This is a genomic window from Acinetobacter sp. CIP 102637 (assembly GCF_000368425.1).
Lineage (GTDB): Bacteria > Pseudomonadota > Gammaproteobacteria > Pseudomonadales > Moraxellaceae > Acinetobacter > Acinetobacter parvus.
Genome location: NZ_KB849435.1, coordinates 1,641,981 through 1,656,181, shown reverse-complemented (window position 1 = coordinate 1,656,181; position 14,201 = coordinate 1,641,981). Strand labels below are relative to the sequence as shown.

11 protein-coding genes are annotated in these 14,201 nt (G+C 39.4%); 10 read left to right on the top strand and 1 reads right to left on the bottom strand.

Annotated features, from left to right (window positions below):
* The first annotated feature begins 52 nt into the window (after positions 1-52).
* Together hisD and hisC are read left to right on the top strand one after the other, a co-directional pair.
* Positions 53-1,345, top strand: coding sequence for a histidinol dehydrogenase (gene hisD, locus F967_RS10975; protein ID WP_004799888.1), 1,293 nt, complete (start codon positions 53-55; stop codon positions 1,343-1,345).
* Between the two features lie 45 nt (positions 1,346-1,390).
* Positions 1,391-2,476, top strand: coding sequence for a histidinol-phosphate transaminase (gene hisC, locus F967_RS10970; RefSeq protein WP_004799887.1), 1,086 nt, complete (start codon positions 1,391-1,393; stop codon positions 2,474-2,476).
* A 13-nt stretch (positions 2,477-2,489) separates the two neighbouring features.
* Here hisC and pabB read toward each other — a convergent pair whose 3' ends face one another.
* Positions 2,490-3,842, bottom strand: a complete 1,353-nt coding sequence (gene pabB, locus F967_RS10965; protein ID WP_004799886.1) for an aminodeoxychorismate synthase component I — start codon at positions 3,840-3,842, stop codon at positions 2,490-2,492.
* Between the two features lie 87 nt (positions 3,843-3,929).
* Between pabB and F967_RS10960 the strand changes: the two genes are divergently transcribed.
* From F967_RS10960 to F967_RS10925, 8 genes are all read left to right on the top strand, one after another.
* On the top strand, positions 3,930-4,541 hold the full coding sequence (locus F967_RS10960) for a Uma2 family endonuclease (protein ID WP_004761948.1): 612 nt from the start codon (positions 3,930-3,932) through the stop codon (positions 4,539-4,541).
* A 438-nt stretch (positions 4,542-4,979) separates the two neighbouring features.
* Positions 4,980-5,828 carry a putative pilus system protein FilA gene (locus F967_RS10955; protein WP_004761947.1) on the top strand — a complete coding sequence of 283 codons (849 nt, stop codon included), beginning with the start codon at positions 4,980-4,982 and terminating at the stop codon, positions 5,826-5,828.
* A 266-nt stretch (positions 5,829-6,094) separates the two neighbouring features.
* Entirely contained in the window at positions 6,095-6,928 is an 834-nt protein-coding gene (locus tag F967_RS10950; protein ID WP_034431141.1) for a putative pilus system C39 family peptidase FilB, read from the top strand.
* A 47-nt stretch (positions 6,929-6,975) separates the two neighbouring features.
* Positions 6,976-8,142 (top strand): putative pilus system protein FilC, encoded by a 1,167-nt coding sequence (locus F967_RS10945; RefSeq protein ID WP_004799883.1) that lies wholly within the window; start codon positions 6,976-6,978, stop codon positions 8,140-8,142.
* 12 nt (positions 8,143-8,154) lie between these two features.
* Complete coding sequence (locus tag F967_RS10940) at positions 8,155-9,819, top strand: putative pilus system OmpP1/FadL family transporter FilD (protein ID WP_171063110.1); 1,665 nt, start codon at positions 8,155-8,157, stop codon at positions 9,817-9,819.
* The gene (gene filE / locus F967_RS10935; protein ID WP_004761940.1) at positions 9,819-10,970 is read left to right on the top strand and encodes a putative pilus assembly protein FilE; all 1,152 of its coding nucleotides are present in this window, start codon (positions 9,819-9,821) and stop codon (positions 10,968-10,970) included. The genes F967_RS10940 and filE overlap by 1 nt, the downstream gene beginning before the upstream one ends.
* A gap of 23 nt (positions 10,971-10,993) precedes the next feature.
* Positions 10,994-12,961, top strand: a complete 1,968-nt coding sequence (locus tag F967_RS10930) for a putative pilus system protein FilF (RefSeq protein ID WP_004799880.1) — start codon at positions 10,994-10,996, stop codon at positions 12,959-12,961.
* Between the two features lie 170 nt (positions 12,962-13,131).
* A complete protein-coding gene (locus F967_RS10925) occupies positions 13,132-14,190 on the top strand; it encodes an RNA-guided endonuclease InsQ/TnpB family protein (protein WP_034431139.1) in 1,059 nt (352 codons plus the stop codon).
* The last annotated feature ends 11 nt before the right edge of the window (positions 14,191-14,201 follow it).

The following is a 14,201-nucleotide window of genomic DNA, read 5'->3' as shown; positions in this document are numbered from 1 at the left end:
CGATGAAAAAGGGTAAACTTAGCGTTCTCTTTTTTATCTTGTGGGTAAATTGATGCGACGTTTATCGACTCAGGATCAGAATTTTAAACAGGCATTTGCTGAGCTTTTAGCATTTGAAACTGTCAATGATCCTCAACTCGTACAGACTGTAGACCAGATCATTGCTGATGTCCGCCAGCATGGTGATGAGCATGTACTTAAACTCACCCAACAGTTCGATCGACATCCAGCGCATCAATTCTCCGATTTAGAACTTAGCCAGCAACAGCTTAAAACCGCATTTGAGGGCTTAAGTGCTGAAATTCGTGAAGCTCTAGAACTTGCGGCACAGCGTATTCGTTCATTTCACCAAGCCCAAAAACAGGAAGGCTGGACCTATGTGGATGAGCTAGGGAATACACTGGGGCAGAAAGTTACGCCTCTTGATCGGGTTGGGATTTATGTACCAGGTGGTTTGGCATCTTATCCATCTTCTGTGTTGATGAATGCGCTACCTGCCCATGTGGCGGGCGTGCCTGAAATTATTATGGTGGTGCCTGCACCGAATGGTGAGCTCAACCCATTGGTCTTGGCTGCGGCATATCTAGCTGGCGTTAGCCGAGTATTTACTATTGGTGGTGCACAGGCAGTTGCTGCATTGGCCTACGGAACCCAAACCGTTCCAGCCGTGGATAAAATTACGGGACCAGGGAACCGCTTTGTTGCTGCGGCAAAACGGGCCGTGTTTGGTCAGGTGGGCATTGATATGATTGCTGGACCTTCAGAAATTCTGGTCTATGCCGAAGGCAAAAATAATGCAGAATGGCTGGCGATGGATGTACTGTCTCAGGCAGAACATGACACGGTTGCTCAAGCCATTTTCATTACACCCGATGAGGCACTTTTAAATGCCGTGGATGCAGCCATTGAAAAGCATCTTGCTGAATTACCAAAAGCCGAAATTGCCCGTACTTCAATTCAAAACCGTGGTGCACTGGTTCTGGTTAAAGACCGTGCAGAAGCGATAGAGCTGATCAATCAGGTTGCGCCTGAGCATTTGGAACTTTGTCTGGATGACGCTGAATTGATGAGCCAAGAGATTCGTCATGCAGGTGCAATCTTTATGGGACGTTATACCCCAGAAGCGATTGGCGATTATTGTGCAGGGCCAAACCACGTCTTGCCAACCTCAGGTACAGCACGTTTTTCATCGCCACTGGGTGTTTATGATTTTCAGAAACGTTCAAGCCTGATTATGTGCTCACAGGATGGTGTTAAAACGCTGGCCAAAACAGCCGATATACTTGCGGTACAAGAAAACCTTGATGCCCATGCACGTTCAGCACGTTATCGTTATATTGATTAAACTTATGATGTAGGGGCGTATTGTATGCGTCCATTGAGATAAAAAATGACGTTTACAACACAACAAATGCGTTTTTGGAGTCCAGAAGTTCGCGAGTTAGAGCCTTATGTTCCTGGGGAACAGCCTAAAATTCAGAACTTACTCAAACTTAATACCAATGAAAACCCATATCCACCTTCACCCAAAGTAGTGGAAGCAGTGCAGGCGGTTTTAGCAAATCAGGCTGATGCCTTGCGTTTATACCCCGACCCTGATGCCACAGCCTTAAAGCAAGCAATTGCCAATCAGCAAAAAGTTGAACTTGATCAGGTTTTTGTGGGTAATGGCTCGGATGAAGTTCTAGCCCATATTTTCAAGGCATTCTTTATCCAGAAACAACCTGTACTCTATCCTGACATTACCTATAGCTTTTATCCAGTTTATAGTCAGTTCTTTGCAATTCAGACCAAGCAGATACCTTTGAATGAAAATTTTGAAATTGATGTTTCGGATTATCAGCAGGAAAATGGCGGCATTATTATCACCAATCCGAATGCGCCAACCAGTATTGCATTGGGTTTGCAACAAATCGAACAAATTTTGCAGGCTAATCCAGATCGTGTGATTGTGATTGATGAAGCCTATGTAGATTTTGGAGCAGAATCAGCAGTTCAGCTTGTGAATCAATATGAGAATCTGGTGGTTTGTCAAACAACCTCCAAGTCACGTTCCCTTGCGGGTTTGCGTGTAGGTTTTGCAATTGCACAAAGCCATTTAATTGCAGCACTGGAAGCAGTCAAAAATAGTTTTAACTCCTACCCAATGGACCGATTTGCGATTGTAGCGGCAGTAGCTTCATTTGAAGATCAAGTTTATTTTGAAGCACAATGTGCAAAAGTGATACAAAGCCGTGAAAAACTGGTGCGTGATTTGACTGCTTTAGGTTTTAAGGTGTTGCCATCAAAAGCCAATTTTATTTTTGCCACACATCCGCAACATCAAGCTGCTCAACTTGCCCAGCAACTCCGTGAGCAAGGCATTATCGTCCGTTATTTCAATAAACCAAGAATTGATCAATTCTTGCGAATTACGCTTGGCACAGATGAACAAAATCAGCGTTTAGTTGATACACTTAAAATGCAAATTTTGTAATAACCATATTGGTTTAATCATCAGATTTCTGCCATGTGTTGAGCAAATCGAGCATGGCAGAAATCTTATCAAAACATTCCTGATATTCTGCTTCAGCATCAGAAGCGATGGTAATGCCACCACCTGCCCAGACCGATAATTGATCCTGATACTTTTGAATACTACGAATCAGGATATTCCAGCGTCCCGTACCATCAAAATTGAAATAACCCAAACTGCCACAATACGCACCTCTTGATGCACCCTCTAGTTCCTCAATAATCTGCATGGCACGAATTTTGGGTGCCCCTGTAATTGAACCACCAGGTAGGGCAGACAATAGCATCTGTATTGGGTTGATATCTTGCTTTAAAGTTGCCGTGATTTCACTGACCATGTGATGCACTTGATTGAAACTTTCAATTTCAAAAAGTTTTGTGGTCTTTACTGAACCCGTTTCAGCATAAACACTGAGGTCATTACGCAACAGGTCCACAATCATGACATTTTCAGCCTGATCTTTTTCAGAGTTGCTGAGCTTGGCTTTGGACGCTTGATCCCGCGTTTCATCATTAAAGCGTGGCATGGTTCCCTTAATTGGTCGGGTCTTGATTTTTCTCTCATGCTGAAATTCGATAAATAATTCAGGTGAACAACTGAGTAGCTCAAAATCATCAAGCTTTAAATAACCTGCATACGGTGCATGGGTCAATTGCCATAATTCTTCAGCTTTACTTAATAGTGTACCTTGAGCAGTGGTTTTAAATTCTTGTGTTAAGTTGATTTGATAACAATCACCTGCCTTGATGTACTCCTGAACCTGATTGAATGCGTCAAAATATTGTTCTTTTGACCAACGGGAAGCACACTTTTTTAAGAGTTGAAGTGTGGTTAATTCATTTTCTTGGGCTTGGTTTAGCAGTCTGGAAATGCTTTTATAAATATTTTGCGCTTGTTCCTCATCACTATAAAAATACCATGCGCCATCCTGAAACTTTAAAAAAGTAGAATATTCACCTAGAAAAAAGCTGGGTTGTGGATGACTAAAAACATCAATAAATTGATCAGCACTATAGTCATAGCTAAAGAAGCCAATATAACCACCATTAAAAGAAATATCGTGCTCTGGGGATTCTAGTGAATGATTAAAATTTGAAAATTCAATCACTGATGTTGCATCTTGATTTATTTGATATTGATTAAATTCAATTTGATGAAACTGTGTCAGCGTTGACTGTTGAAATTTTAAAAAAGCTTTGGGCAGGAATGCAATAATGGGAAAATTTTGATCATGGAGATACACTAAACCAGTTAAATCCTGAAGCTGGAGCAAAAGTGCAGATACGGCATTATTTTGTATGTTTAACTTTTGCAAAAACTGGGACATAAAAAGAAATACATTGGCATACACAAGGATATGCTAGTGTACTACACTCTAAAATAGAATAAACATTTTGGGTATTAGGGCAGCAAAATGGCAGTCATTCAACAACAACCATATATCAGTGAACAGGAATACCTTGAGGGCGAATTATTGACTGATATCAAACATGAATATATCGATGGCGAAGTTTACGCAATGGCGGGCGCACATCGGAACCATGTTCGTTTAGCAGATAATATGTTGGGGTTATTATTGGGTCACCTCAAAGGTAAACCATGCCAACCTTTTGGTTCAGATATGAAACTCAAAGTCGGAAAAAACTACTTTTATCCTGATGCAATCATTGATTGCAGTGAAGATGAACAGGATTATTATACCGAAAACCCAACCCTCATTGTTGAGGTGCTCTCAAAATCCACCCGCCAAAAAGACAAGACACTGAAACGTGATCTTTACCTTACTATTCCGACTTTACAGGAATATGTGTTGATCGAACAGGATTTTGTCGATGTGGAAATCCAGCGTCGTTCTAATGGCTGGCAGTCTCAACATTTTTATTTAGATGAAGATGTCCATTTTCAGTCGATTGATTTAACGGTTAAAGTCTCAGAAATCTATGATCGGGTAAAAAATGAAGATATGCAGCAATGGCTGGCGAAGCAAGCAGAAATTGCACAAGCTGAACAGGGCATAGCGCAATAAAATTAAGCTTATGGTCACTTGTAGAGAAAGTATGGCTTAGAAAGTGAATACTGAAAAACTTGATTTTGACAATTGTTATCAATTTTAAGTTAAAAAGAGATTTTGTTTACATTCTGAAAACGAAAATTCTGCCGATTCACAGACAGAAGTTCAAAATATTCAGGTTGATTTAAAAAGATTTTGTATAAAAATGATATTTATCTTTATGTTAAGAAATAAAAAGTCTATTGATTGCTATTAATCAGATCATGCCGTTTATCGGGTTATGAACAAAAAATGCTTAACAGGAGTTGAACATAAAATAACAAACAGATAATTTAGTACTTGCTAAGCGAACTACTCAAGGATTGGAAGTTCAAGTTGTCATTAAGAAAAAACGACCGTGAACAGTTTAGAGTAGTGAAAGTCAAAAAATAAATGCTCTTGGGAGAGTGCTCAATGAAAATGTTTACTAAACTAGCTTTAGTTTCTTCAATGGCGATTAGCGCAAATGCAATGGCTATGCAGTCAATGGATGATGCTGCACTAAGCGCTGCAACAGGTCAAGATGGGATTAATATCGGTATTGCTTTAGATTCTACTGGTATTTCTATCGATAAATTATACCTTCATGATAATGATGGTTTACAAACATCAACAAATATCACTGGTGCAACTGGCGTAGCGGGTGCAATTGCAATTGATGGTATTACGATCACTCAAACTGGTACAGGTAATTTACTTGATTTAGTGATTGATACTGATGCGGGTACATCTGGTGAAGCATTCCTTAACATCGCTGCAAGTGTTGGTGCAGTAGATATTAGTATTGGTTCAATTGGTGTTGCGCCATCAAACGGTGCTAGTTTGACTGATACTACAACGGCTGTTCGTGGTGTTACAGGAACACCAACTGAAATTCTAACAGGATTAGACCTATCTTTAGGTGCGATCACTGCAAATGTTCAATTGGGTGCTACGCCACAAGGTGCAATGATCAAGTTAGATTCTACTCTAGAAGGTGGTTTGACGATTTCTAACCTTGGTATTAATGATGCTGCTGGTGGTGGTCAAATCTACCTAAATAATATTTATGTTCGTGGTGACAATGCTACAGGTGATCTTGATATTGATACAGATATTTCTGTAACGAATGCGGGTCTTCGTATACAAAATAATAGTAATCAAGGTATGAATGTTTACTTAGAAGGTGTACGTTTAGGTAGCAGTACTGCAGCATCTATTGGTGATGTGGAAATCCAAGGTTTAAATGTTGGTCAGTCAACAATCACGATTTCTGGTCACTAATCAGTTTCCAAGCGAAAAAAGCGCATTTTGCGCTTTTTTTGTTTATTGTAAGAATCAAAATAGATATAGCTATATTGTATTTAAATAATGTTTTAGATACATAAAGGTCTCTTAATTAAAAAAAATATACATTTCGTCAAAAAAAATAAAAAAAAGCTGTATTTTTTCATAAAAAAAGGTATCTTCAACACACAAGGATGGGGTGTTTGCGGACACTAAAAATAATATGAATAAGGCAAGTGTTGCCAGGGTAAAAAAAGAGACTTATGTTAGAGATCGCTTTAGGCTCAGCATTGATGTATTACTTTTCAACGCAAGCCTTCGAAATAGAAAAAAAACCAGAGGGAACTGTGTATTACACAGAAACCCTAGACTCTCGTAACCCTTCATTCACCCGTAATCACCGTGAGGCAGTCACAATAAAACCCGCTGTGGAAGACCAGTTTCGGGGGATTGTGCGTCAAGCCTATGACTACAGTTGTGGTTCTGCTGCCTTGACGACTTTATTAAATGGTTATGGCGGACTTCGCTTGACTGAACAGCAAACCATGAGTGGTCTTTTACAGTACGGTGAATATCAGCGAATTATTGAGCGCCGTAGTTTTTCATTACTGGACATGAAACGTTTTGTCTCTGCATTGGGGATGAATAGTGGCGGTTATCGTGGAGAGTTCTCAGACCTTATCTCATTAAAACAACCTGCTATTATTCCAATTACTTATGCTGGTTTTAAACATTTCGTTGTATACAAGGCGTATAAAGACGGACGTGTATATATTGCAGATCCATCACTAGGTAATATCAGTTTTGATGAGATCCGTTTTAAAGAAATTTGGGATAACAATACATTATTCATTGTCGACATTCCTGAGCAATATCGAAAGAATCTGCTTGCTTTGCAGGATTCAGATATGCGTCATGTGGAAGATGCAACTGTAAACCGCTATGCACTTGCGGAAATCCAGTTTCCGACTCAAAAGTTTGAGCGTATGGCAGATAAAGCTTCAACTATGCGCCGTGTCCTTGATAATGACCCAAATTCATCAACCTATAATCAGCCGATTAACACTTTTATGCGCTTATATTACAAGCGGAAATAGTTTTAAGAATCAGCAAAAATTAATGTATTAATGGGATGTAAAGTAAAATGAAGAATACATGGATGAATATGAGTGTGTTGGCACTAAGTTTAAGTGCAATCACAACAACGCTTTATGCTGAAGAGCAGGCCTCAGCAGAAGCTGCTGTTGAAGAGCAAGCTCAGGTCGATGCTGCTGCCACATCGGAAACTGCTACAGTCAGTTCAACTCCTGGTGCTGCTGCCACATCGGAAACTGCTACAGTCAGTTCAACTCCTGGTGCGGCTGATACAGGGGCAAATCAGGCAGCCACTGCATTACAGAAAAAAGAGAGCGATGCAACTCAGGAGACCAACCTACAGGAAGTATTCACTTCAAATGAACGTCAATACTCATTAATCAAGAAAGGAATTTTTTCTTCTTATTACGATGTAGACTATACTTACTATCGCGATAGTCGTCTTGATTTGGCACTAAGTGACAGTAGTAGTGCATTGCAACGTTTGCGCGTAGAGGAAGATGCTAACCATACATTAACCAATACGTTTACAGTTCAATATGGTGTTCTGGATAATGTAACCTTATCTGCATCTTTACCATTCGTAGCCAAAACAGCTTTACTGCAAGATAAGACTGCCACAGGCTTGGGGGATGTCAATTTTGGTGCTCGCTGGGAGCCTTTTTCTTTAAAACAAGGTCGTCTGCCACTGATTCTATTTGGTAGTTTGTCAACAAAAACAGGCGATAGCCCTTACGATATTGGTATAGATGAATTATCTACTGGTAAAGGTTATTACTCGGTTGGTGCGGGTGCAAGTACACGTAAATATATTGATCCTGTTGTGTTGTTTACTTCAGTATCCGCAAGTTATGGTTTAAAGGAATCGGGGCTGAATCAGTTGCGTGGTAGCCGTATTTTGGAAAGCTTTGATCCAGGTTTGAGTGGCGGTTTTTCTTTTGGTTTTGCCTATTCGTTTAACTATGATGTGTCGCTCACCATGTCATATCAACAGAGTTTTAATACAGGCGCAAAATTCTATTTTAAAAATGATGAAAGTTATCAGTCTGCCGACCAAAGTAGTTCTATGCTGTCTTTTGCACTTGGGGTAAGGGTTTCACCTGAAACAATTGTAAATGGTACGGTTGGTATAGGATTAACTGAAGATGCACCAGATGTATCTTTGGGATTATCTTTCCCACTTGACATTATAGGCTTTGGCAAAAAAGTTCGTTAAGGAGATGTAATGGTGAAATACCTTAAATTATGTCCCTTAACCATCGCAGTTTTTCTTGCAGGTTTATCTAATCTTGCAAATGCACAATTGGGACAAGACTTATCAGTTGACATGCGTTCACTGTCACTAGGAAATGCTGTTACAGCGGATCCTCCAGGGATTAGTGCAGTTCACTTTAACCCAGCAGCACTTGCCAAGCTGGATGGCTTGCAAACCGATGTACAGGGCATTCTGGCAAACTTTGACATTAAACGGGATTATTCTGCACCAGCTCGCTATAATATTTTTGGTTATTCGGATGACCCAATTGTCTGTAATGATGGACCTGAGGTTGATGTAGGAATTTGTACCGATTTTAAAGGTACAGTCAGTGGGGATGTAGAATATGCCAGCCTTTATGTTCCAATTTTAAAGAAAATTGTGGATTTGGGGCCAGGTTTTCCAGTTGCCGCGCCAACAGCAGGGATTTCTTATAAGCCGCCAGGTTCAAAAGTGACCTATGCAACAGCGATCTATGCACCATTGGTTGCTGGGTTTGGTGCCGAGGATGGTAACCCGAGTAATTACATGGGGCAACAGGTTGCTCTGGAACGTATTACCTATTTGTCACCATCTTTAGGTTATCAGGTTAATGATAACCTATATCTTGGTGCTACATTTGCAATGTCGTACCAAGCCATTGCCATGAAAACAGATTTGCGTTTTCCCAATGAAATGATTGGTGTGCTACGCATGGTGGATGAAGTGGTGTGTGGACCATTTAAAGAAAATGGCGAAATTATTACAAACCTGCTGTTTTTTGGTATGTGTAATGCAAAAGAGGGCATGAACCCTTTTAGCAAGGTCGGGTCGATGGATGTGGCTCTGGAACAGTCATTAAGTCCAAGTTATAATCTGGGTTTGCTTTGGGAACCAACTGATGATTTTAGCTTTGGGATGGTGTACCAGAGTGAAGCCAAAATGCGTCTGCGTGGCAAATACCTGATTAATGTTGCTGAAGCACCGCAACAGTTGATTGCAGGTTTAAACTCATCAGCAACAGGGCAGATTCTTGCAGCAATTCTTGGTTTTCCAAGCTATGCGCCAGCAGTAGAATCAGGTTTATTGGCAATGGATTTTAAATATCCTCAGCATTTTAAAGCAGGGATAAAGTACAAAATATTTCCAGATTTACAGATGAATTTTGATCTAGGCTGGACTGACTTCTCAGCATGGGATAAGTTCAAGTTTGAGTTTGATCGCCAGATTTCATTGCTAAAAGTTGCGAAACTGCTAACGAATGATGTAACTGACCGTTCATTATCGTTACCATTAAAGTTCCAGTCGACATGGCGTTGGGGGATTGGTTTTGAATATTCAGCAACCGACCGTTTAAAGCTTCGTATCGGTTATGAACCGCGTACCAGCTCCATTCCTGATGATAAGCGTAATACCATGGTACCTATTAATAACGCACAGTTATTTGGTTTAGGTGTAGGTTATCGTTTTGATCAGGATACCGATTTAGACTTGACAGTGGGTTTTTTACGCAGTCGGGATGATATTCCAGCGGGTACCAGTAGCCTTTCAAATAGAAAAGGGGTAGATAATCTATTATTAAACCCTTATGCAGGCTTGGATGTTAAAACCAATACCAAAGTGACGCTGCTTGGTATTAACTATAGAACTAAATGGTAATGCAAAAAAAATGGATTCAACAACCGAGATTCATTATCTCACTACTTGGTTTGATACTAACGGGTAGTACGGTTGCATATGCAGAGGGTTTTTATACGATCATTGGCCCAGATGGTCGCCCAATGATTGTGCCGAAGAAAGTGGATACCCAGAAAAATGAACCCACATCACATGATCGTGCTGTAGGTGGCAATGCATTAAAACAGGCCAGTACTGAACGAGTTGAAAAACAGATAGCAGTTCCATCTATCGTACAGAAAAATCCTGTTATGGCCGCCAACCCACCCCAGGAAATGGTCAAACAAGCTGTTGAGAGCTCTAAAAACATTCAACAACCATCTCTTCAGTTGCAAAAAATTGAGGATGTGAAAAAGCTGGATGAAAGGGCAATACAACAAGCGCAATCAACCATAAAGCAGGCTTCATCGGAGCTACAATCCTCCACTGACTCTATTGCGAAAACCCCGATAAATGCTTTTAATCAGGTTGATGGAGTTGAATACGTTAATAGTGAATATCTGGAAGATCAGGAATTTAATCTGGATGGAAAAAAACGTTTTTATACCATGCCTGATGGTACAGGACGTTTGGAAACTATTGAACGTAAAAAGGGTGTGAGTCGTTCCGTTCTGGATAAATTTATGAACCGTTCACAGCAACTAAATACACCAATTGTTTTGGCAGCAAGTTATGTTCGGTTATCTGCCCAGGATTTATCATCCGCATTTGAAAATGATCGTTGTTTTTTGCAAGGCTATACCAAGTCAATTAAAACTTTAACCCCACAAAAAGAAGTTGGACTTTGGCCTCGTAAACCATTAAAAGAAAAGTTTGAATATGAGTTGGTAAAGCTAGATTCTGCTATTCAATATATACAAGTTGACTCTTATGCTTCTAGTAATGAGAAGCCTGTTTATTATTGGCCTTTAGTTGTTTTTTTAGATGAGAAAGGCTGTATTCAAGAGGGAGTCAGTGGCTTTAAAAACAATTCAGTATCAGCAACATTATTGCAACATGCTGCAATTCAGGGTGTGATAAAAGTACCAGCCCAAGCACATTATATAATGATGACTCCTCTTGCTTCTGCTGTGGATGTTGCTGAACAGAAACTATCAAATCAAGGACAGATTAAAATTTTTGCATTACAGTAATGCATGAACAGGATGATTGAAGTATGAATAAGAAAATTTTATTGCCTTTTGCATTTTCTACGCTTGCAGTTTTGATGCATGGTTGTGGAGGTGAAAGTGCAAAAATTAATGAGGATCCTACAAAAGGGGTTACTGTTACAAAAAATGCTAGCTGTGATGTAACAGCAGATGACTGTTTGCAATTTGCGCTGGATTATCCTGTTGCTGGCCTAAATTTTGATTGTAGTAGTGATAAAATTAATCATTTCGCAACTAAACTAGATAGTAATATTGTAACGGGCGCCTGTAAACTAGGAGATGAGGTTAGTTTCTATATTCAAGGTGAGTCGAGTACTCGAAAAATTAGCTTGGGAACTGTTAAGCTGGATAATATTTCTAAATTAAAACTAGCAACACCACCGCGTATTCGTCTCGTTGATATGGCAACTGCTTTAACAAATAAATCAGCAGCTTCATTAAATCAAAATGATGAAACGGTGCGTACAACAATGGCTTTGGTTAAAATTTTACAAAGCATTGGCCTGGAACGTACAGATAATGTAATTGGTGATATACAGCCAACTGAACTTACAATAGAGAAAAAAGATAAATTAGCTGGGATCAGTAAAGATATAGGCGCATCAGAAATTATGAGTGGTGAGTATGTTGAGGTTTTAAAGCCTTGGATTGATGTCACTCAGATTTCCAATGATCAGGCTTTTTCAATGGTGACACAGCTATTGCATTTAACCAATACAGGAGTATGGCAATCTGATTTGCCTATCTTTAAGGCGGGAAGTACAACAGGTAGCTCAGCAACTACAGATGCAGTTCGCCCTGATGGTTTCTTTGGCTGTAATAAAACTGACTGTATTAAGTCAGATAGCAGCTTACTCCATTCCATGGGGAGATTTTTCTTGCTATCGGATCGTCAGGGATACACTTTAGGATATGGACAACAATGGCGAGGTAAACCACTTATAGAAAATGAACTAGTTGCCCCTCCAGTAGTTCTAATAAGTAAGGTTAAACCATTTAGAATACAGGTCAATGCGCAAAATACCTGGCTTAATCCTATCAGTCGGGAAGTTGAGGGTAACAGACCTCTACGTTTAAGTTTAAATGTAAATAGCGCAGAAGATTTATTAATAAAACAGGGTAAACTGCTTAATGGTTCTGTTATGGTTGGTACAGAAGCATTATATAAGCAAACACTTAAGTTAAAAGAAAATGAAGTTGTAGATAAAAAATATTTGGGATTATGGGAGCAAAATATTGATGGAACAGCTTATAATGGAACAATTGACATTATAAAAGCAAATCCATCGAGCTACTTGGCTAAGGATATTTTTAGAACGGAAGCGAATGTTAAATCAGGACAAAACTATATTTTCCCATTATATGCGACATTAACTTTTAAATTCTCTGATGCGACAGTTACGCCAAAAGAAGTCGATATTGGAATTATGATTGATGAATATGGAGATATTCGTACAGATATCAAGAAAGATGCAACAGCAACAGATATGTCAGGAAACTGTGGAAAGACACAAAATATTAATGATAATGGTACAATAACTGATGAATATGGTGAAATCCAATATCGCATTGGAACAACAGGGGCCACATTATTTTCGACCAATGATAAATCTATTACAGTGCGTATGATTTTATCAAATCCTAAATTTGCAATGGTAGATGGTGCGATGTTTGGCCTCAATATTGGTGCAGATTATTCTGGTGCAAAAATTAATATTCACAATTTGTTGGCTGGGCAAACAACAGGAATTAATCTAACAGATTTTTCTAATAATACAGTGGGTTGGTCTAATGACTATGCTTCTTATCAGTTGGTATATAATACTACATATGATAAATTAGAAGATAAGAGCGGTTATGTTGAACCAACTGCGGAAGAACGTGAACTCGCAAAACGTTATTCAGGTACAGTAAGTATTAAAATTGCAGATCAAAATATTCCTGCATGTAAGGCTATTAGAACCAAATCTTGATTGAATAGTGAAAAGACCGCAAAAGCGGTCTTTTTTTATCCATTGGAGCGTAAAACCTCGGGGTTTAGCCCGAGGATATAAGCGACTGGCGTAAGCCATACGACATGAAATGTCGTTTTAAATACTTTTGCTATAATCACTATTAAGAAAAATACGGTTAAAATAATTGTATGAAGACACTCAAATTACGCATAAAAGACAAACATTGCAAGGTGCTAAATCAGATGGCATCTGAGGTGAATTTTGTCTGGAATTACGTGAATGATTTGTGTTTTAAACATCTACAACGAAAACAACAATTCTTTTCAGCATACGATATTGCTAAATACACGAAAGGCACATCGAAAGAATGCAATTTGCATAGTCAAACCATTCAAGCCATAACAGAAGAACTCATTACACGCAGAAAGCAATTCAAAAAAGCAAAATTAAAATGGCGTGTCAGCAACAAGAAATCTGCTAGACGTTCACTAGGTTGGATACCATTCAAAAAAGTTGCAATCAAATATGCTAATGGCTATGTTCAATATGGCAAACATCAATTCAAACTATGGGATAGTTACGGACTATCAAAATACAACGTCAAAACAGGCTCATTTGTAGAAGATAGTCGTGGGCGTTGGTATGTCTGTTTAGTGGTTGATCATGCAAAACCAGTTAAATCGAAAGGTCAAACCTCAATTGGTATAGATTTGGGATTAAAAGATTTAGCTACTTGTTCAGATGGTATAAAGCTCAAAGCTCCTAAAATCTATCGACAATACGAACAAAAACTTGGCATAGCTCAACGTGCAAAAAATAAGAAACGCGTCAAAGCGATTCACGCCAAGATTAAAAATATACGTCAAAACATGCTGCATCAATTCAGCCATAAACTGGTGAATGAACATGCAGCAATCTTCGTTGGCAATGTGAATGCCAAGGCATTAGCACAAACTAAATTAGCTAAATCAGTGCTAGATGCAAGTTGGACAACACTAAGAACCATGCTCAAGTATAAATGCGAGAACGCAGGGGTATGGTATGAAGAAGTCAATGAAGCGTATACCACCCAAACTTGCTCGTGCTGTGGCTCACGCTCCAGTAGTCCGAAAGGTAGAGCAGGCTTAGGAATAAGAGAATGGCAGTGTATGGAGTGCGGTACGCTCCATGATCGGGATGTAAATTCCGCACTGAATATTCTTGCGCTCGGACATGAGCGTCTAGCAGTAGGAATCCCCGTCCTTTAGGTCGGGGAGGA